Raw genomic sequence first — 19,548 nt, 5'->3', positions numbered from 1 at the left:
TTTTTAACATTTCAGTTGAAATAACCACCGCCGGCTGATAAAATAAATTAGTTAACAACACAGAGGGTTGAGGTGGCTTGGTTGCGGCTGAAGAATCTTGAAATACAGGGCTTTAAGTCCTTTCCGGACAAGATTGTCGTCACGTTCGGCGACGGCATCACGGCCATCGTCGGCCCAAACGGCAGCGGAAAGAGCAACATTGTCGATGCCATCCGGTGGGTCATGGGGGAACAGTCCTCCAAGACGCTGCGCGGGGCGAAGATGGAGGACGTCATTTTCAACGGCACTTCGGAGCGCAAGCCGACCGGTTACGCCGAGGTCACGCTGGTGCTCGACAACAGCGACGGCGAGCTGCAGGTCGAGTTCGCGGAGGTTGCGATTACCCGCCGGCTCTACCGCTCGGGCGAGAGCGAGTACTACATCAACCGCTCCACCGTGCGCCTGCGCGATATCCACGAGCTGCTGATGAACACCGGTCTCGGCCGGGACGGCTACTCGGTCATCGGGCAGGGTAAGATTTCGGAGATTCTCTCGCAGAAGAGCGACGAGCGCCGCCAGATTTTCGAGGAGGCGGCAGGCATCTCCAAGTACCGTTACCGCAAAACCGAGTCGGAGCGAAAGCTCGCAAACACCGAGGAGAACCTCGTTCGCATCCGCGACATTTTAAGCGAGCTGACCGACCGGGTTGAACCGCTTCGCATCCAGTCGGAGAAAGCGAGAAAATACCTCGATCTGCGCGAGGAGAAAAAGCAGCTGGAAATCAACGTGTGGCTGCAGAATCTGGACAATACCAAGGACCAGCTCTCCAAGGTCATGAGCGACTACCAGACAGTGGAGGGAGAGCTTCACGAGCTCGAGGAGCGCCTCGCCGGAACGGATGGGGAGATCGCCGCACTCATGGAGGAGGCAGCGCAGGCAAACGTACAGATTGAGACCATTCAGGCGGAGATCCGCGCCACACAGGAGCAGATCGCCGAGAAGCAAAGCGAGATCGCCGTGCGCAAAAACGACGTCGAGCACAGCCGTGAGCGCATCGCCCGCCTGCACGATACGCTTGAGCAGCGCGGCCGCCACCTGAGTGAATACGACGAGCAGATCGCCCAGAGGCAGGCCTCTGTCAGAGAGAATGAGAAAAAGTGCGCCGAGATTGCCGGAGAGCTCGAGGCGATGCTCGCCGAGAGCGGCCGCTACACAGAGGATGTCGAGGGGCTCTCGGGGGAGATTGAGCGGGCGCAGGCGCAGCTTGTGCGGCTCGGCGACGAGCTCACCGCCGCAAAGGTGGAACACTCGTCTCTGCTCGCGCAGGGCGAGAGCGCCGCGGCGCGCGCGCAAACCATTGAAGAGGAGCTTGTCAAGCGCGAGGAGCTGCTGCAGAGCAGGGACGCCGAGCGCAAGCAGAGCCGCGCGGCTCTGCGCGAGCTTGAGGAGCAAATTCTCTCAAACGAAAACATCATCTCGGGCTACAACCGCAAATTTGAGGTGCGCGCCGAGCGCCTGGGTCAGATGCAAAAGGACTTTGAGCGCCGCGAGAGCGAGATCCGTGCCAAGCAGCAGCGCGTGGAGCTGCTCAGCGAGATGGACCGTCAGCTGGAGGGCTTCACCCACAGCGTGCGCCGCGTGATGCAGGAGGCAGAGCGCGGCCGGCTTAAAAATGTGCATGGTACGATCGCCTCGCTCATCGAGGTGGACGACTCCTGCGCCGTGGCAGTGGAGACCGCGCTCGGCGCGGCCATGCAGAACATCGTCGTGGACAGCGAGCAGGACGCGAAAGCCGCCATTGGCTTTTTGAAAGCCGAGAAAGCGGGCCGCGCCACGTTTCTGCCCCTGCGCTCCGTTCGCCCGGCAAAGCTGCAGGAGCAGGGCGTGGAGCGGGAAGCGGGCTTTGTCGGCATTGCGGACAAGCTCGCGCGGTACGACGCGAAGTATCAGAGCATCTTTTCCAATCTTCTCTCGCGCACCGTGGTCATGGAGAACATCGACGCCGCCATCGCCGCGGCGAAGAAATACCAGTACCGTTTTCGCATCGTGACCCTCGACGGACAGCTGCTCAACGTGGGCGGCTCGCTGACTGGCGGCTCGCAGGCGAAGAATGTGGGCGTGCTGTCGAGAAAAAATGAGATTGCGCGCCTCGGCGAGCAGATCGCTCTCGAGCAGGAGAAGTGCAAGGGCGCGAGGGAGGAACTCAAGGCTCTCGAGGCGGAGACCGCCGCGCTCAAGGCCGGTCTTGACGGCGCGCTCGCCGAGCAGAACGTCGCGCGCGAGAACAAGCTGCGCGCCGAGGGCGAGTACAACCAGTTTGCCGCGCTCGTCGCCTCCATGCGCGAGGAGATTGAGAGCCTTGAGCAGGAGAGCGAGCGCCTCGAATCGGAGAAAAAGGAGCGCGCCGCGCGCATTCAGACCTGCGAGACTGCAGCCGCGGAGCTTGCAAACCGCCGTGAGCAGGCTGAGCTCGAGCTTGAGCGAATGCTCGGCAACAAGCAGGAGGCCATTGAAAAGAAAGACGCATTCTTCAAGGCGGTCTCGGACAAAAAGGTCGAGATCTCCTATCTTGAGAAAGACCGACAGGCGGCACAGGAGAGCATTGAGGACATCACGCGCCAGCGTGAGCTCTTTGCAGCCGAGATTGACAGCGGCGCCGCCGAAATCGAGGAATTTGAAGCGCAGATTCTCACTCTTGAACAGGCGGTTCGCGCCGCCGAGACGGCAATCGACACGCTGCACGAGTCCATTGAGAAGCGCCAGCAGAGCATAGAGGACTGCAAGCGCCACCGCGAGGCCTGCGAGCAGAAGACAACCCGTATCCACCAGCAGACCCGGGAGGAGAACGAGCGCCGCGGCCGGTTGATCAAGGAGATGACCCGCCTCGAGGGCAAAAAGGACGCCATCGAGGCCGAAAATGACAATGTTGTAGCGCGCCTGTGGGACGAGTATGAGCTGACCTACACCGACGCGTGTCTGCTGCGAACCGAAATCGAGAGCATGTCGAAAGCCACGCGGCGCATTTCCGAGATCAAGAGCGCCATCAAGGCGCTCGGCAACATCAACGTCGACGCTATTGAGGAGTATGCCGCCGTCAAGGAGCGCTACGAGTTCTACACGGCACAGACCGAGGATCTCGAGAAGGCAAAAGCGGAGCTGACCAAGATCATCGAGGAGCTCACTGGCGAGATGAAACGGATGTTTGCCGAACAGTTCAAGCTCATCAACGCGAAGTTTGACGAGGTGTTTCGCGAGCTCTTCGGCGGCGGCCGGGCCGAGCTCATTCTCAGCGACCCGAGCGACGTGCTCGAGTCGGGCATTGAGATCAAGGTCAACCCGCCGGGCAAGATCATCAAAAACCTCTCGGCCCTCTCGGGCGGCGAGCAGGCCTTTGTCGCCATTGCGCTGTACTTTGCCATTTTGGCGGTCAAGCCGGCCTCTTTCTGCATCCTCGATGAGATTGAATCGGCGCTCGACGACGTCAATGTCGTTCGGTACGCCAATTACATGAGAAACTTCACCGACCGCACGCAGTTCATTGTCATCACCCACCGCCGCGGCACCATGGAGGAGGCGGACGTCCTCTACGGCGTGACCATGCAGGAGAGCGGCGTTTCCAAGATGCTGACAATCAACGTCAGTGACGTCGGCAGAGAATACCAGTAACAGACAGGAGAGTACCATGGGATTTTTCGATAAGATCAAATCGGTTCTATCTGGCTTCAAGAAGATCGACGAGGACCTCTATGAGGAGCTGGAGGAGACTCTGATCCTCGCGGACATCGGGGTAGAGTCTACCGAACAAATCATGCAGAGTCTGCGTCAAACCGTCAAGGAACAGCGTACCGACGACCCGCAGAGCATACGGGACTTTTTAAAGCAGATCATCTTCGAGCTTCTCGATGGGGAGCATATGGAAGAGACCTATCCGCGGGTCATTCTCGTGATGGGGGTAAACGGCGTCGGCAAGACGACTACCATCGGCAAGCTCGCCCACTACTATCAGAAGCTCGGCAAAAAGGTCATCCTCGGCGCGGCGGATACGTTTCGCGCCGCCGCCATCGACCAGCTCGAGGTCTGGGCCGAGCGCACCGGCAGCGGCTTTGTGCGCCACCAGGAGGGGAGCGATCCCGCCGCCGTGGTCTTTGACACGCTGGCCGCCGGCAAGAGCCGCGGCTCAGACGTCATCATCTGCGACACGGCGGGGAGGCTGCACAACAAGAAGAACCTCATGGACGAGCTCGCCAAAATCGCGCGGATCATTTCCCGCGAGTACCCCGATGCCGAGAGCGAGTGTCTGCTGGTGCTCGATGCGACGACAGGGCAAAACGGCGTCAACCAGGCACGGGAGTTCAAAAGTGCCGGCGACGTCACTGGCATCGTGCTCACCAAGATGGACGGCACGGCCAAGGGGGGAATTGTCATCGCCATCAAAAATGAGCTTGAGATTCCCGTGCGCTATGTCGGCTTTGGCGAGGGAATTGACGACTTGAAACCGTTTGACGCGCGGGAGTTTACCGACGCGCTCTTTGAATAAGGAGGCCCGACTTGAACCGAATTGACAGCAGGCGGCTGGACGAATTGCGCCCGGTGACAATCACGACAAACTTTACCAAATACGCTGCCGGAAGTGTTCTCATTGAAACCGGCGACACCAAGGTCATCTGCACCGCGAGCGTGGAGGACCGCGTGCCTCCCCATGTCCGGGGAACCGGCGCCGGTTGGGTCACGGCCGAGTACTCAATGCTGCCCGGCGCCACCAAAGAGAGAAACCAGCGTGACATTGCAAAGCTCAAAAAGGCGCCGCGCTCTTCGGAGATTCAACGGCTGATCGGGCGCAGTCTGCGCGCCGCGGTCGATATGGAGCGTCTCGGCGAGATCAGCATTGTCGTCGACTGCGACGTGATACAGGCCGACGGCGGAACCCGCACGGCCTCCATCACCGGCGGCTTTGTGGCACTGGTGCTGGCGCTCAAAAAGCTCTACGATGAGGGGCGGATTTCCTCGCTGCCGCTGCGCCACTTTGTGGCGGCCACCAGTGTCGGCATTGTCGGCGGCGAACCGCTGCTCGATCTGTGTTACGCGGAGGACAGCGGGGCCGATGTGGATATGAATGTGATCATGGACGACAGCCAGAATTTCATTGAGATACAGGGTACCGGCGAGCGAAGCGGCTTTACCCGCGGTCAGCTCGACGAGCTGCTCGGCCTGGCCCAGAGCGGAATCGAGCAGCTGCTCGCCGAGCAGCGCCGGGCGATCGGGGATCTGTCCCGCTACAAGCCGCGTGAGAGCGCCATTCGCAAAATCGTGGTTGCCACCGGCAACATGGGCAAGCTCAAGGAGATTCGGGATATGCTGGCCCCGCTCCAAATTGAGGTGCTCTCCATGGCGGACGCGGGCATTCATGCGGAAATTGAGGAGACCGGCACGACCTTTGAAGAGAACGCCATGCTCAAGGCAAAAGGTGTGATGGAGCTTTCCGGTCTGCCGGCCATTGCGGATGATTCGGGACTCGCGGTGGAGGCGCTCGACGGCGCACCAGGCATCTACTCGGCCCGCTACGGCGGCGAGGGAGCAAGTGATCTCGACCGGATTCAAAAGCTTCTGCACAACATGGAGGGCAAGGATGACCGGCGGGCAAAGTTTGTCTCGGCGCTCGCGTTTGCGGCGCCCGACGGACGGGAGTTTGTGGTGCGCGGCGAGTGTCACGGGGTTCTGCTCCATGAGCCGCGCGGCGAGCTCGGCTTTGGCTACGATCCGATCTTCTACGATGAGACCTACCGTCAGACGTTCGGCGAGATGGACCCAGGGCTCAAAAACAGCATCAGTCACCGCGCAAACGCCATGAAGCTGTTCTTTGAGGAAATGAAAAAAATTCACGCGACGGGAGAACAGAATGTTAACCAGTAAACAGCGCGCAAAGCTGCGTGCGCTCGCAAACGACCAGCAGCCCATCTTTCAGATTGGCAAAAACGGCATTTCTGACGTGTTCTGCGACGAGATCGGCGAGGCGCTCGAGAAGCGCGAACTGATCAAGTGCACGGTTCTTGAGACGGCCATGCTCACCGCAAGGCAGGCGGCAGAGGCCGTCGCCGAGGCGACGGGCGCCGATGTGGTGCAGTGTATCGGCAGCCGGTTTGTGCTCTACCGCGAGTCGAAGAAGAACAAGCTCATCGAACTCTGACGGGGGAGGCGGCTTCCAGCCATGAAGATCGGAATATTCGGGGGAACATTCAACCCGCCGCACTTCGGACATATCAACATGGCCCGCACGGCGCTGTGTGCGCTTCCGCTTGAGCGGCTCTTCGTCGTTCCGACTGCAGTGCCGCCCCACAAGCAGATGACGGACGCCGTCGACGGCGAGCTGCGCCTTGAAATGGCGAGAATCGCGTTTGGCGCTCTGCCGCGCTGTGAGGTGAGTGATGTGGAGCTGCGCCGCCGCGGAAAGAGCTACACGGTGGACACGTTACGCCACTTTGCCGCGGTCTTTCCGCAGGGGGAGCTCTGCTTTCTGCTCGGTGGGGATATGCTGCGCACCATGGAGCAGTGGCGCGAATTTGAGGAGATTTTGCGCCTTGCGACACTGGTCGCCTTTCGCCGCGAGACCGATGAGCCTCTCGAGCAGGCGGCAGATCATCTGGCGGGGCGCTATGGTGCGCGCATTCGCCTGATAGAGGCGCCGGTGATCGAGGTATCCTCCACACAGCTGCGCGAGAAAATCCGAAACGGCGAGCGGCCGACTGAGTTTGTGCCGCAGGGCGTTTTGGATTTTGTCATACAAAATAACTTATATGGAGGCGTGAGATGATTGCACAGTGCGACGGAATCAAGCTGCTCGAGCAGATGCTCAGCGAAAAGCGCTTTCGCCACAGCCTGTCAGTGCGCGATGAGGCGGTCAGACTTGCCAGACGCTACGGCGCGGATGAGCAGAAAGCCGAAATTGCCGGGCTCTACCACGATGTGACCAAAGATATGGGCCCCGCCGAACAGTTGAAGATGTGTGACGAGTTTGGTATAATGTTAAACGCTGTTGAGCGCAGTTCCTACAAGCTGCTGCACGCTCTCACGGGGGCCTGCTATACCAGGGAGCGGCTGGGGGTGGACGATGAGGAGATCTTCGGCGCCATCTACTACCACACCACCGGCAGAGCCGACATGACGCTGCTGGAGAAGATCATCTACATGGCGGACTATGTGGAGCCGCTTCGCGACTTTGACGGCGTGGAGCCGGTGCGCGCCATCGTCTACGAGGATCTTGACAGGGCGCTGCTGCTGGCGCTGGACAACTCGTTTTTCGAGCTGCTCGGCAAGCACGCGCAGATACACCCCAACACGCTCGAGGCGAGAAATTTCCTGCTGGAAAAAAGACAGAAAAAATAGACAGAGGTAATGAATGGGGCTCGGCCCACTGGGGAGACAAGCATGTTTATCAAACTGAAAAAGAAAAAGCCCTTTGGCATCATCTCGACCGTTGCCATACTCCTTTTGGCGGTTGTGCTGTCGCTGGCGATCTATCTGCCGATGAGCGCCGCCATTCTCATGGCGGAGGACGACAAGCCCTTTGATCTGACCGATGATCCCGAACTCGGCGGACACGACCCGCTGACCAGCGACGACTTCGACGACCCGAATACCGACGAGGGGCTTCAGAAGGAAGAGGGCGTCACAACTTTTATCGTAGGCGGAACCGACAAAGACGGCACGCGCACCGACACCATTCTGCTGGTGCGCTATGACACGACAGATCAGTCGGTAAACATCCTCCAAATTCCGCGCGACACCTATCTCAATACCACAAAGAAGAGCAAGAAAGCAAACGCCCTGTATGCCTACGGCAAGGGTCCGCTGATGAAAGACGGCTTTTCCAATATGTTTGGCTTTGAGATCGACCACTATGTTGTCATCAACTTCACGGCCTTTAACAAGATCATTGACAAGATCGGCGGCGTTGAAGTCGATGTGCCGATGGACATGGATTACGAGGATCCGGCACAGGATCTCTACATCCACATCAAAAAGGGCAAGCAGGTGCTCAAGGGCGACGATGCGATCGGGTTTGTGCGCTTCCGCAAGGGCTATGCGGACGCTGACATCGGGCGGATGAAAGCGCAGAAGATGTTCATCACCGCGGCGATCAAAAAGGTGCTCTCGCCGGGCACGATCGTCAAGATTCCGAGTATCATCACCGATGTCTTCGCCAATGTCAAGACTGATATGCAGCTGACCGACATGCTCGGGCTCGCGGCAAACGCTGTCAACCTCGATATGGACAAAATCCGCTTCTTCACCCTGCCGGGCGAGGCGGCATACAGCGGCGGAGTCTCGTATTTCTCGGTCTATCTGCCGGAGACGCTCGAGCTGATCAACCAGAGTTTCAACCCGTATACGACTGAGATCACCGAACACAATATGGTTGAGCTTGCCCGCAAGGAAAACAACAAGACCGACCTCGAGGGCAGCACGGCCACCGAGATCGACGAGAAACGCCCGACGTTCTACCCGATTAAGAAGAGCTCTTCTTCGAGTTCATCGGGCAGCTCGAGTAGCTCGGATAGCTCGGGCAGCACAGATAAGACAACTGATAACAAGACGACCGATCAGGCTCAGACGACGACCACCGAAACCAATGCCGGCAAGACCGATGGCGACAAGACGCCGTCGGGCGGCGAAAGCGGCGATGCCGGTGGAACCACTGCGGGGGGACCTGTCACAGTAGAACCGGAAGAGCCCCCGTCGACGGGCGAAGTGCCGGCAGAAAAGCCCGTCAGTTGACCGAATTTGAGAGGAGCACACCTATGGAATTGACCCCATTGGAAATGGCAAAAAAAATTGCGAAAGTACTCGACGCGAAAAAGGCAGAGGAGCTGCAGGTGATCGGCATTGGAGACATCACGGTTCTCGCCGACTACTTCGTCATCTGCACGGCAAACAGCACGACACAGGTCAAGGCGCTCGCCGACGAAGTGGAATTTCAGATGACCGCACTCGGTCTTGAGCCCCACCACACAGAGGGCTACCGCTCCTCGCAGTGGGTGCTGCTCGACTACAGCAGCGTTGTGGTGCACATCTTTGTACGCGAGGCGCGGGAGTTTTACAAGCTGGAGCGGCTCTGGGCCGACGGGGAAAAGGTTGACCTTCAAGATATTGTCACCGAGTAATAACCTGGAAGGAAGTTATTTTAGATGAGATACGATTTCGCCAAGATCGAGAAAAAGTGGCAGCAGGAGTGGGAGCGCACCGGCGTCTTCCACGCGGACAATCACAGCGACAAGCCGAAGTACTATGCGCTTGTTGAGTTTCCCTATCCCTCGGGGCAGGGTCTGCACGTGGGGCATCCGCGCTCTTACACCGCGATCGACATCGTCGCGCGCAAGCGCAGACTGCAGGGCTACAATGTGCTCTATCCCATGGGGTGGGACGCGTTTGGCCTGCCGGCGGAGAACTACGCCATCAAAAACCACGTTCACCCGAAGATCGTCACCGAGAAGAACATCGCCCGCTTTAAGAGCCAGCTGCAGGCGCTCGGTCTGTCGTTTGACTGGTCGCGCGAGATCAACACCACCGACCCGAGCTACTACAAGTGGACCCAGTGGATCTTTTTGCAGCTCTATAAACACGGGCTTGCCTACAAAAAGGAGATGGCCGTAAACTGGTGCACCTCCTGCAAGTGCGTACTCTCCAATGAGGAAGTAGTCGGCGGTGTCTGCGAGCGCTGCGGCGCCGAGGTGGTACGCAAAGTCAAAAGCCAGTGGATGCTGGCAATCACCAAGTATGCCGAGCGGCTGATCAACGATCTGGATGAGCTCGACTTCGTTGAGAGAGTCAAGATTCAGCAGCGCAACTGGATCGGCCGCAGCACGGGCGCGGAGGTCGATTTCGCCACGACGGTCGGACACAATCTCACCGTCTACACCACCCGTCCCGACACGCTCTTCGGCGCGACTTACATGGTCATTGCCCCTGAGCACCCGATGATTGACCAGTACCGCGATCAAATCGAGAATCTCGACGAAGTTCTCGCCTACCGCGATGCGGCGAGCCGCAAGTCCGATTTTGAACGCACCGAGCTTGCCAAGGACAAGACCGGTGTCTGTCTCAAGGGCATTCGCGCTGTCAATCCGGTGACGGGCGGGGAAATTCCGATCTACGTCTCCGACTATGTGCTCATCTCCTATGGCACCGGCGCGATTATGGCGGTGCCGGGCCACGACCAGAGAGACTACGACTTCGCAAAGAAATTTGATCTGCCCATCATCGAAGTGGTCGGCGGCGGGGACATCTCGGAGCACGCCTTTGAGGACATTGAGACAGGGCACATGGTAAACTCCGACTTTTTGAATGGCCTTACGGTTGAGCAGGCGAAAGAGAAGATCATCGCCTACCTCGAGGAGAAAGGGGTCGGCCACCCGAAAGTCAATTACAAATTGCGCGACTGGGTCTTCTCGCGCCAGCGCTACTGGGGCGAACCGATCCCGATGGTCTACTGTGACAAGTGCGGCTGGGTGCCGCTGCCCGAGAGTGAGCTGCCGCTCGTGCTGCCGGAGGTTGAAAGCTATGAGCCGGCGGAAAACGGCGACTCGCCGCTCTCGAAGATGACCGACTGGATCAATACGACCTGCCCGCACTGCGGCGGCCCTGCGAAACGCGAGACCGACACCATGCCCCAGTGGGCGGGTTCCTCCTGGTACTTTTTGCGCTATATGGATCCGCACAACGACAAAGAACTGGCAAGCAAAGAAGCTTTACAGTATTGGAGCCCGGTCGACTGGTACAACGGCGGCATGGAGCACACCACGCTGCATCTGCTCTACTCGCGCTTCTGGCACAAGTTCCTCTATGACATCGGCGTGGTTCCCACAAAAGAACCCTATCAGAAGAGAACTTCACACGGCATGATACTCGGCGAGAACGGGGAGAAGATGTCGAAGTCGCGCGGAAACGTCATCAACCCCGACGACATCATCCGCGACTACGGCGCGGACACGATGCGCCTCTACGAGATGTTTGTCGGCGATTTTGAGAAAGCGGCGCCCTGGTCCTCGACGAGCATCAAGGGCTGCAAGCGCTTTGTCGAGCGCGTCTGGGGACTTCAGGAGCTGGTGACGCAGGGCGACGGCTACTCCGCGGCGCTCTGCTCTTCGACCCACAAGCTGATCAAAAAGGTCAGCGACGACATTGAGAATCTGAAAATGAACACAGCCATTGCTGCGATGATGGCCTATCTCAACGAGGTCTATGATGCGGGCAGCATCACGGCGGGTGAACTCAAAACGCTTCTCATCCTGCTCAACCCCTTTGCGCCCCATGTCACGGAGGAGCTGTGGGAAGTGCTGAAGTTCGGCGGGCGTGTGACCGATCAGGCCTGGCCGCAGTTTGACCCGGACAAAGTTGTGGACGACACAATCGAAATTGTGCTTCAGATCAACGGCAAGGTGAAAAACACCGTGACGGTTCCCGCCGACAGCGACAGAGAGGCTGTTTTGGCGCTTGCGCGAGAGGACGAACGCATCCGCGCGCTGACCGAGGGCAAGCAGATTGTCAAGGAGATCTGCGTTCCCGGCAAGCTCGTCAATTTCGTGGTCAAGGGTTAAGTTCTTATTGACACAGCCGGAGGGCGTGCTGTATAATCTAATTTGCATATAGATCAAAATACCCTGTGCACAGCGGAGGGAGGGATACAGATGTCGGAAATCAGAGTCAAAGAGAACGAAACACTGGACAGCGCACTCAGACGCTTCAAAAGACAGTGTGCGAAATCTGGTGTGCTCTCAGAACTCCGCAAGAGAGAGCATTATGAGAAGCCCAGCGTAAAGCGCAAAAAGAAATCAGAGGCCGCTAGAAAGCGCAAGTACAAATAAGTTTTGCGACATGAGGGCGAGGTAGAAATACCTCGCCTTTTTTGTTGTGCGCGCAGCGTTCCTATAGTATAATGTTCCATAGAGAAGTGCATGAAATCCTGCGAAATTGAGGTGAATTGCTTGCTGAAACTGCGCCCGACCATCCGCATCGACAACGTATACGAAATAGACGAGGCCTTTCTGCGCGCCCATCAAATTAAGGGAATCGTGCTCGATGTGGACAACACGCTTGTTCGCAACAAGGTCGGCGTGCCGGACGAGAAGCTCTACCGGCTGATTGACCGCTGGAAGAGCGCCGGGATGAAGCTCGTGATCTTGACCAATGCCCGCCGCTCACGCATGGCGCTCTTCGGCGACGAGGCGGGAATCAAGATTATTCCGATGGCGAATAAGCCTTTCAAAAAGGGCTATGTGCAGGCAGTCGAATATCTCGGCCTGCCAAAGGATAAAATAGTGGCGCTCGGCGACCAGCTTTTCACAGACATCTGGGGTGGCAACCGCGCGGGTCTTCGCACCGTGCTGGTCACGCCGATCGACCTGTCGAACGAGTGCCTCTGGCTGCGCATGAAGCGGGCTCTCGAGAGGCCGCTCTTACGGAAAATACAGCGGGAGGATCACTGATGCAACCAAAATTCGGCCCGGCCGGGAGCAGCGACAGCTTCTTTGCGGCCGGCTACAAGGCCTCGGTACAGATGCCGGGCTGGCTTGAGAAAATAGGGCTTGACGCCTTTGAATACCAGTGCAGCAAGGGCGTGAACGTCTCGGAGAAGACCGCCGTGCAGATTGGGCAGAAAGCACGGGAACACCATATTTCTCTGTCCATCCACGCGCCCTATTACATCAGTCTGTCGAGCAAGGACCCCGAGAAGCGCGACAACAGCATCGGCTACATTCTAAAGAGCGCCCGATGCGCCCGCTTCATGGGCGCGGGGCGCATCGTCGTACACAGCGGCTCCTGCTCGGGTATGACGCGCGAGCATGCTCTGGAGCTCGCAAAGGACACCATTCGCCGCGCGCTCGCGGCGCTCGATGCGGAGGGCCTCGGCGATATCACCGTCTGTCCGGAGACAATGGGCAAGATCAATCAGCTCGGCACGCTCGAGGAGGTCTGTGAGCTCTGCCGGCTCGATGAGAGGCTCATTCCGACCATTGATTTCGGCCATCTCAACGCGCGCACGCTCGGTGGTGTGAGAGGCATCGCAGACTATGAGAAGCTGCTGAACCTCGTGGAGGATCGCCTCGGAGCCGACCGGCTTCGGGTGTTCCACAGCCATTTTTCCAAGATCGCCTACACGGCGGGAGGTGAGAAAGTGCACCTGACCTTTGCCGACGGCGGCGAGTACGGCCCGGAGTTTGAGCCGCTGGCCGAGCTGATCGCAAGAAAAAATCTGGCGCCCACCATCATCTGCGAGTCGGCGGGAACCCAGGCGGAGGACGCACTCGCAATGAAGCGGATGGTGCTGCACGCAAAGGGGGAAGACCTGTGAAAAAAATACTCATTTTAAACGGCCCTAACATCAATTTGACAGGCGAGAGAGAGCCCGGTCAGTACGGCAGCGAGTCTCTTGAGGCAATCAACGGCGAGCTCTCATCACTCGGGGAGACTCTGGGGCTTGTCTGCGAGTTCTATCAGTCCAACAGCGAAGGCGCGCTCATCGACAAGCTCCAGCAGATACGCGGCACCCACGCGGGCGTGGTGCTCAACGCGGGCGCCTACACCCACTACAGCATAGCCCTGCGCGATGCGATTGCCTCCGTTCGTCTGCCGGTGATTGAAGTTCACATGTCGAATGTCGCCGCGCGTGAGGAATTTCGTCACCGCTCCGTGATCGGGCCGGTCTGCGCAGGCAGCATCGCCGGATTTGGCAAGAACAGCTACAAACTCGCACTCTATGCGTTAAAGGAGATGGTTTGAGATGATGAAAAGACTTCAGAACCTCCGGGAGCAGACGGGAGACGTTGACGCCGTACTGCTCACGGCCGACACGAGCCTGTTTTATTTCACCGGTCTGCCGCACAGCGAGGGCGCGCTGCTCGTAACGCCTGACAGGGCGTGGTTTCTTATCGACTCGCGAAACAGCGAAGCCGCACGCGAGACCGTGAGCTTTATGGAGGTCGTCGAGGAGAATCGCGGCTATCTTGCGCCGCTTGGTCGACTGATGAGTGAGAACGGCATCCGCACGCTCGCCTATGAGGACCGGGAGGTCAGCGTACATACAAAGTCGCGCTTTGAAAGTGAGTTTGCGGGCGTGACGCTGCAGCCGCTGGGCGATGTGGTGGAAAAGCTGCGCGCAGTCAAGGATGAGAGCGAGCTGTCGGCGATGCGCCGCGCACAGAATCTGGCCGACCGCGCGTTTGAGTATGTGCTCGACTATATCCGGCCGGGGCGCACTGAGCTTGAAATCGCCATGGAGCTCGAGTTTTTCATGCGCCGCGGCGGGGCGAAAAAGACCTCGTTCGACACGATTTGCGTCTCGGGCAAAAACAGCTCGAAGCCCCACGGCGTGCCAACCGAAAAAACCGTTGAAAGCGGCGATTTTGTGACGATGGACTTTGGCTGCGTGGTCGACGGCTACTGCAGCGACATGACAAGAACCGTCGCCGTGGGCTATGCCAGCGACGAGATGAGAAAGGTCTATGACATTGTGCTGACGGCCCACAACCGGGTCATCGACCAGGTGCATGCGGGCATGACCGGCGCCGAGGTGGACCGGATTGCACGCGAGTATATCACGCAGATGGGCTACGGGCAGAACTTTGGCCACGGGCTCGGCCACGGCATCGGCATTGAGGTGCACGAGTCGCCGCGCTTTTCGATGCTCTGCCACGACGTGATTGCGCCGAATACCGTCATGAGCAACGAGCCGGGAATCTATCTCGAGGGGAAATTCGGCGTGAGAATCGAAGATCTGATTCTTGTCACGCAGCAGGGCTGCGAGGTGCTCAATCACACGGAGAAAAAACTGTTGATTTTGTAGGGCGCGCGAGTAAAAATTTTCTATTGCGCCCTTGCATAATAGGGCAAATTATTATAAACTAAACAAAGGAATTCGATTTTGGAGGATACTATATGATTTCTGCAGGTGAGTTTAGAAACGGCGTCACGTTTGAAATGGATGGGAACGTATTTCAGATTGTGGAATTTCAGCATGTCAAACCCGGCAAGGGTGCGGCCTTTGTGCGCACCAAAGTGAAAAATGCGATCACGGGCGCTGTGCTCGATAAGACTTTCAACCCGACGGAAAAATTCCCCACTGCGTTCATTGAGAGAAAGGAGATGCAGTATCTCTACAATGACGGCAGTCTCTACTATTTTATGGATCTTGAGACCTACGAGCAGCTGCCGATCAATGAGAGCGTTCTCTCGGACAACTTCAAGTTTGTCAAAGAGAATGAGATGTGCAAGATCCTCTCCTACAAGGGCAATGTGTTTGGCGTAGAGCCGCCGAACTTTGTCGAGCTTGTCATCACCGAGACCGAGCCCGGCTTCAAGGGCGACACCGCAACCGGCGCTTCCAAGCCGGCTACTCTCGAGACCGGCGCGGTGGTCAAGGTTCCGCTCTTCATTGACGAGGGCGAGAAAATCCGCATCGACACCAGAACGGGCGAGTACATGGAGCGCGCCTGAGCAACATAACGCAGCGCAATTCGACAGCAGGCCGGCCGGTCTGCTGTCCGGCGTCTCTTGCGGATATGTGCAATCGGCATAATTCGCAGCCGTACTGTGTTACCATATCACAGGGCGGCAGACGACTCGCGATGAAGTCGGCAGCCACGCCGGTGACACTTGTGTGTTCCCGGGAAACAATGCGACATATTCCCGCCTTTTGCGGGCATATTACAACGAATGTAAAAGGAGGCAGGAACCATGACTTTAACAGAGAAAGTTTCCTATCTGAAAGGCCTGATGGACGGACTCGATATCGACACCACCAAGAAAGAGGGCAAGCTGCTCAAGGCGATTGTGGACATTCTCGACGATGCTGCGCTCACGGTGAGCGATCTCGAGGACGAAATGGCGCAGGTCTCTGGTCAAGTTGACGAAATAGATGAAGATCTCGCCGCGCTCGAGGAGGATTTCTACGAGCTCGACGACGAGGAGGACGAGGACTTCGACGAGGACGATTACTTTGAAGTCGAGTGCCCGAACTGCGGCCAGGAGATCTATTTCGACGAGGACATCGCGCTGGACGGCCAGGTGGAGTGCCCGGAGTGCGGCGAGGTGTTCGACTTTGAGATTGAGGATGAAGAAGACGACTGCTGCTGTGGCGACGAAGCCTGCGAGTGCGGCTGCGACCACGAGCACGAGCAAGAGTAAAGACACCGGAACGGGAGGTCTGTCGCAAGACAGACCTCTTTTCTTTTGGCGGAGGTGATTGTTTGATCTGTCTGACGGCCGAGGGGCTGACAAAGAGCTACCTCGAAAGACCCATACTGAAAAACTGCTCGCTCTCTCTGGAACAGGGTGACAAGGTCGGAATTGTCGGCGTCAACGGCACCGGCAAGACGACGCTTTTGAATCTGCTCGCCGGTGTGGAGCAGCCGGACGACGGCTGTGTGACACTCGCGGCGGGAACGCGCATTTCCTATCTGACGCAGAATCCATTGTTTCACCCGCAGGACACCGTGCTTGAGCATGTCTGTGCGGCGCTGCCGCAGGAGAGACGCGAAGAGCTCACCTACGAGGCGAAGCGCATTTTGAACACGCTCGGCGTCACGGAGCACGGCGCAAAGCTCTCAGAGCTCTCCGGCGGGCAGAGAAAACGCGCTGCTATCGCCGCGGCGCTGGTAACGCCCTGCGATCTTCTGATTCTGGATGAGCCGACAAACCACCTCGACAGCGAGATGACGGAATTTCTGGAGGGATGGCTCGCCCGCTTCACGGGAACGCTTGTCATGGTGACGCACGACCGCTATTTTCTCGACCGGGTGACAAACCGGCTCTGGGAGATTGACCACGCGCGGATCTATCGCTATGATGCCAACTACTCGGGCTATCTTGCGCTGCGCGAGCAGCGCCTCGAAATGGCCGAGGGGACCGAGCGAAAGAGACAGAGTCTCATCCGCCGGGAGCTGCAGTGGATTCAGCGCGGCGCCCGTGCCAGAGGCACGAAGAGCCGCGAGCGCATCGAGCGCTTTGAGGAGCTTGTGAACCGGGAGGGACCGCCGCAGCGCCAGGAACTGACACTCGGCTCCGCCGCGGCGCGTCTCGGCAAAAAGACCATTGAGCTCAGAGATGTCTCCAAGTCCTACGATGGCCGGCCGGTGATTCGAAGCTTCCGCTATCTTCTCGCGCGGCGCGCACGCATCGGTGTTGTCGGGCGCAATGGCGCGGGAAAGACGACGCTCTTGAGACTGATCGCAGGGCAGCTTGAACCGGATGCCGGCGAGGTCATACACGGCGCGACGGTGAAAATCGGCTATTTCTCACAGGAGTCGCAGGAGATGGACCCTGCCATGCGGGTGATCGACTTTGTGCGTCAGACCGGCGAATACGTCGACACGGGGGAGGGCAAGCTGTCAGCCTCGCAGATGCTCGAAAAATTTCTCTTTTCGGATGAGATGCAGTACAACACCATCGGCCGCCTCTCGGGAGGAGAGCGGCGGCGCCTGCTGCTGCTCCACGTGCTGATGCAGGCGCCGAACGTACTTTTGCTCGACGAGCCGACAAACGACCTCGACATTCAAACGCTGACGATTTTGGAGGACTATCTCGAGCGGTTTGAGGGGGCGGTGGTGGCAGTGTCCCACGACCGCTATTTTCTCGACAAGCTGGCGGACTTTGTGCTGGAGGTCGGCGACGACGGCGAAGTGCGCGAGTATCTTGGCGGCTACAGCGACTATCGCGCAAGGTGCAAAGACGCGGCCGCCGGGACGGTGAGAGAGAAGAAAGAGAGGCCGCGCGGGCAGGTGCAGCCTCGCGAGAGAAAAAAGTTCACCTACGCCGAGCAGCGTGAGTATGAGACCATAGACAGTGTAATCGCACGGCTTGAGGCCGACCTCGCGCAGATCAGCGGCGAGATGGAGCAGAGTGCAGCCGACTACGGCGCGCTGTCGGAGCTGATGGAGCGAAGAGAACGCTGTGAGCGGGAGCTTGAACAAAAGATGGAGCGGTGGGTGTATTTGCAGGAGCTCGCCGAGCGGTTTGAACCGTAGAGCTTGAAACAGCCGGGGCGAGGGTATAGAATGGAACTGAACTCATAGAAAACAGCTATTTCTGAAAAAAAAGGAGGTCAGTTATGAACGCGCTGACCATGAAGCTCGAACGCAGCTCCCGCTCGCCGCTCTATCTTCAGATCTATCAGAACATCGTCGGGGAGATTCGCCGCGGAAACCTTGCCGAGGGGGAAAAGCTCCCCTCGAAGCGGGAGCTGTCGGCCCACCTGGGAGTCAGTCTCAATACCATTGAGACCGCCTACGAGATGCTCAGCGTCGAGGGATACGTCGAGCCGAAGCCAAAGAGCGGCTTCTACGTGCGCCGGGTCGACCGGCTGCCCGAGACGGGTGAGGCGCCGTCTGGCGCCGTATGGCAAAAGAGAGAGCCCGAGCGCACCTACCGGTACAGCCTGGCGACAAACAGGGTTGACACCAGCGCTTTTCCCTATGCGACCTGGGCAAAGCTCGTCAAGGAGATCGTCTATCACAACGAAGAGCTGCTCAACCACGGCGACCGCAGGGGCGACGAACCTCTGCGCGCCGCCATTGCAAAGTATCTTCACGAGTACCGGGGCGTGCGGTGTACCCCCGATCAGGTTGTGGTCGGCGCGGGTATGGAATACCTGCTCGGGCTCGTCTGCGGCCTGTTTGGCGAGCGCCCTGTTTTCGCCTTTGAAAATCCGTGCTACGACAAGTTCTGCCGGGTGATAGAGAACAGCGGCGGCATCTGCCGCTTCGCCGACGTCGACCGGGAGGGCATGTCGCCCCGCAGTCTCGCGCAGACAGGGGCGAGCGTCGCCTATCTGACGCCCTCGCACCAGTTTCCGCTCGGCGTGACCATGCCCATCGGGCGGCGCATGGAGCTTCTCGCCTGGGCGAACAGCGCCCTGCAGCGCTATCTCATTGAGGACGACTACGACAGTGAATTCCGCTATGGAAGCAGACCCATTCCGGCCATGCAGGGGCTCGACCACAGCGGCAGAGTCCTCTATATCAGCACCTTTTCACGAAGTCTTGCGCCCTCGATGCGCATCGCCTACATGGTGCTGCCGCCGGAGCTTCTGCGCCGCTATGAGCAGCGCTACCGCCCCTACTCGGCGACGGTGTCACGCTTTGAACAGCACACGCTCTGCCGCTTTATGGAGGATGGGCACCTCGGGCGGCATCTTGGGCGCATGCGAAATCGCTACCGTGTGCGGCTCGAGCGCATTCTGGCACAGCTCGAGCAAGCGCCCTTTCGCGGTGTCTGCAGCGTCAGCGGTGAGAGCGCGGGGCTGCACTTTCTTCTGAGAGTGAAAAACGGCATGACCGAGCGGGAGCTCATTGACAGTGCGGCGCAGCAGGGAGTTCTGGTCCGGGGACTTGGTGAATACTACCTCGATTCGGGCGCTACGAACCGCGAGCCGACGCTGGTCATCGGCTATGCGGGCCTTGCGGATGGGGATGTCCCGCAGGCGTTTGCCTGCCTGGCACGGGCGTGGTTTACGAGAGAAAAAAGTACTTGACAAAGAGATTTTCCTGCCGTAATATAATCACATAACAAAAGCGATGATGG

General features: G+C 58.5%; 18 protein-coding genes, 1 pseudogene and 1 other annotated feature (1 of these 20 running past the window's edge). All 19 genes and pseudogenes read left to right on the top strand.

The window, feature by feature from the left end:
- Positions 1-72 precede the first annotated feature (72 nt).
- The 19 genes and pseudogenes from smc (at position 73) to pdxR (ending at position 19,498) form a co-directional block, all read left to right on the top strand.
- Complete coding sequence (gene smc / locus H8695_RS03245; protein ID WP_249299438.1) at positions 73-3,645, top strand: chromosome segregation protein SMC; 3,573 nt, start codon at positions 73-75, stop codon at positions 3,643-3,645.
- Between the two features lie 16 nt (positions 3,646-3,661).
- On the top strand, positions 3,662-4,516 hold the full coding sequence (gene ftsY / locus H8695_RS03240; RefSeq protein ID WP_249299437.1) for a signal recognition particle-docking protein FtsY: 855 nt from the start codon (positions 3,662-3,664) through the stop codon (positions 4,514-4,516).
- Between the two features lie 11 nt (positions 4,517-4,527).
- Positions 4,528-5,238 (top strand): annotated as a pseudogene (gene rph, locus H8695_RS11655) (ribonuclease PH); the annotation flags it as partial.
- A 48-nt stretch (positions 5,239-5,286) separates the two neighbouring features.
- On the top strand, positions 5,287-5,889 hold the full coding sequence (locus tag H8695_RS11650) for an XTP/dITP diphosphatase (protein ID WP_346726793.1): 603 nt from the start codon (positions 5,287-5,289) through the stop codon (positions 5,887-5,889).
- The gene (yhbY, locus tag H8695_RS03230; RefSeq protein WP_249299435.1) at positions 5,876-6,163 is read left to right on the top strand and encodes a ribosome assembly RNA-binding protein YhbY; all 288 of its coding nucleotides are present in this window, start codon (positions 5,876-5,878) and stop codon (positions 6,161-6,163) included. The genes H8695_RS11650 and yhbY overlap by 14 nt, the downstream gene beginning before the upstream one ends.
- A 21-nt stretch (positions 6,164-6,184) precedes the next feature.
- Complete coding sequence (nadD, locus tag H8695_RS03225; RefSeq protein ID WP_249299434.1) at positions 6,185-6,787, top strand: nicotinate (nicotinamide) nucleotide adenylyltransferase; 603 nt, start codon at positions 6,185-6,187, stop codon at positions 6,785-6,787.
- Complete coding sequence (yqeK, locus tag H8695_RS03220) at positions 6,784-7,359, top strand: bis(5'-nucleosyl)-tetraphosphatase (symmetrical) YqeK (RefSeq protein ID WP_249299433.1); 576 nt, start codon at positions 6,784-6,786, stop codon at positions 7,357-7,359. The genes nadD and yqeK overlap by 4 nt, the downstream gene beginning before the upstream one ends.
- Before the next feature lie 42 nt (positions 7,360-7,401).
- On the top strand, positions 7,402-8,751 hold the full coding sequence (locus H8695_RS03215; RefSeq protein ID WP_249299432.1) for an LCP family protein: 1,350 nt from the start codon (positions 7,402-7,404) through the stop codon (positions 8,749-8,751).
- A 44-nt stretch (positions 8,752-8,795) separates the two neighbouring features.
- Positions 8,796-9,137, top strand: coding sequence for a ribosome silencing factor (gene rsfS / locus H8695_RS03210; protein ID WP_249299431.1), 342 nt, complete (start codon positions 8,796-8,798; stop codon positions 9,135-9,137).
- Positions 9,138-9,161: 24 nt separating this feature from the next.
- Complete coding sequence (gene leuS / locus H8695_RS03205; RefSeq protein WP_249299430.1) at positions 9,162-11,570, top strand: leucine--tRNA ligase; 2,409 nt, start codon at positions 9,162-9,164, stop codon at positions 11,568-11,570.
- A 90-nt stretch (positions 11,571-11,660) separates the two neighbouring features.
- Positions 11,661-11,837 (top strand): 30S ribosomal protein S21, encoded by a 177-nt coding sequence (rpsU, locus tag H8695_RS03200; protein WP_249299429.1) that lies wholly within the window; start codon positions 11,661-11,663, stop codon positions 11,835-11,837.
- Positions 11,838-11,957: 120 nt separating this feature from the next.
- Positions 11,958-12,458 carry a YqeG family HAD IIIA-type phosphatase gene (locus H8695_RS03195; RefSeq protein ID WP_249299428.1) on the top strand — a complete coding sequence of 167 codons (501 nt, stop codon included), beginning with the start codon at positions 11,958-11,960 and terminating at the stop codon, positions 12,456-12,458.
- Positions 12,458-13,324 carry a TIM barrel protein gene (locus tag H8695_RS03190; RefSeq protein ID WP_249299427.1) on the top strand — a complete coding sequence of 289 codons (867 nt, stop codon included), beginning with the start codon at positions 12,458-12,460 and terminating at the stop codon, positions 13,322-13,324. Before H8695_RS03195 ends, H8695_RS03190 begins: the two co-directional genes overlap by 1 nt.
- Positions 13,321-13,752 (top strand): type II 3-dehydroquinate dehydratase, encoded by a 432-nt coding sequence (gene aroQ, locus H8695_RS03185; RefSeq protein WP_249299426.1) that lies wholly within the window; start codon positions 13,321-13,323, stop codon positions 13,750-13,752. The genes H8695_RS03190 and aroQ overlap by 4 nt, the downstream gene beginning before the upstream one ends.
- Before the next feature lies 1 nt (position 13,753).
- Positions 13,754-14,815, top strand: a complete 1,062-nt coding sequence (locus tag H8695_RS03180; RefSeq protein WP_249299425.1) for a M24 family metallopeptidase — start codon at positions 13,754-13,756, stop codon at positions 14,813-14,815.
- A gap of 92 nt (positions 14,816-14,907) precedes the next feature.
- Positions 14,908-15,465, top strand: a complete 558-nt coding sequence (efp, locus tag H8695_RS03175; RefSeq protein ID WP_249299424.1) for an elongation factor P — start codon at positions 14,908-14,910, stop codon at positions 15,463-15,465.
- Between the two features lie 240 nt (positions 15,466-15,705).
- Positions 15,706-16,155 (top strand): CD1247 N-terminal domain-containing protein, encoded by a 450-nt coding sequence (locus H8695_RS03170; RefSeq protein WP_249299423.1) that lies wholly within the window; start codon positions 15,706-15,708, stop codon positions 16,153-16,155.
- A 62-nt stretch (positions 16,156-16,217) separates the two neighbouring features.
- Positions 16,218-17,993, top strand: coding sequence for an ABC-F family ATP-binding cassette domain-containing protein (locus tag H8695_RS03165; RefSeq protein ID WP_249299422.1), 1,776 nt, complete (start codon positions 16,218-16,220; stop codon positions 17,991-17,993).
- 83 nt (positions 17,994-18,076) lie between these two features.
- Positions 18,077-19,498: a MocR-like pyridoxine biosynthesis transcription factor PdxR gene (pdxR, locus tag H8695_RS03160; protein WP_249299421.1), complete on the top strand. Its 1,422-nt coding sequence runs from the start codon at positions 18,077-18,079 to the stop codon at positions 19,496-19,498.
- Positions 19,499-19,532: 34 nt separating this feature from the next.
- Positions 19,533-19,548, top strand: a binding site (T-box leader) (it continues 236 nt past the right edge of the window).

The sequence above is a fragment of the Feifania hominis genome (assembly GCF_014384765.1).
Classification (GTDB): Bacteria; Bacillota; Clostridia; order Oscillospirales; family Feifaniaceae; genus Feifania; species Feifania hominis.
This window is presented reverse-complemented; position numbering and strand designations above follow the sequence as displayed.

Excerpts from the sequence above, each read along its gene's own strand:
- H8695_RS03190 (WP_249299427.1), top strand. The coding sequence starts at position 12,458 with ATGCAACCAAAATTCGGCCCGGCCGGGAGCAGCGACAGCTTCTTTGCG.
- pdxR (WP_249299421.1), top strand. The coding sequence starts at position 18,077 with ATGAACGCGCTGACCATGAAGCTCGAACGCAGCTCCCGCTCGCCGCTC.
- H8695_RS03180 (WP_249299425.1), top strand. The coding sequence starts at position 13,754 with ATGATGAAAAGACTTCAGAACCTCCGGGAGCAGACGGGAGACGTTGAC.
- nadD (WP_249299434.1), top strand. The coding sequence starts at position 6,185 with ATGAAGATCGGAATATTCGGGGGAACATTCAACCCGCCGCACTTCGGA.
- efp (WP_249299424.1), top strand. The coding sequence starts at position 14,908 with ATGATTTCTGCAGGTGAGTTTAGAAACGGCGTCACGTTTGAAATGGAT.
- ftsY (WP_249299437.1), top strand. The coding sequence starts at position 3,662 with ATGGGATTTTTCGATAAGATCAAATCGGTTCTATCTGGCTTCAAGAAG.
- H8695_RS03170 (WP_249299423.1), top strand. The coding sequence starts at position 15,706 with ATGACTTTAACAGAGAAAGTTTCCTATCTGAAAGGCCTGATGGACGGA.
- rsfS (WP_249299431.1), top strand. The coding sequence starts at position 8,796 with ATGGCAAAAAAAATTGCGAAAGTACTCGACGCGAAAAAGGCAGAGGAG.
- rpsU (WP_249299429.1), top strand. The coding sequence starts at position 11,661 with ATGTCGGAAATCAGAGTCAAAGAGAACGAAACACTGGACAGCGCACTC.
- yhbY (WP_249299435.1), top strand. The coding sequence starts at position 5,876 with ATGTTAACCAGTAAACAGCGCGCAAAGCTGCGTGCGCTCGCAAACGAC.
- leuS (WP_249299430.1), top strand. The coding sequence starts at position 9,162 with ATGAGATACGATTTCGCCAAGATCGAGAAAAAGTGGCAGCAGGAGTGG.
- H8695_RS03215 (WP_249299432.1), top strand. The coding sequence starts at position 7,402 with ATGTTTATCAAACTGAAAAAGAAAAAGCCCTTTGGCATCATCTCGACC.
- yqeK (WP_249299433.1), top strand. The coding sequence starts at position 6,784 with ATGATTGCACAGTGCGACGGAATCAAGCTGCTCGAGCAGATGCTCAGC.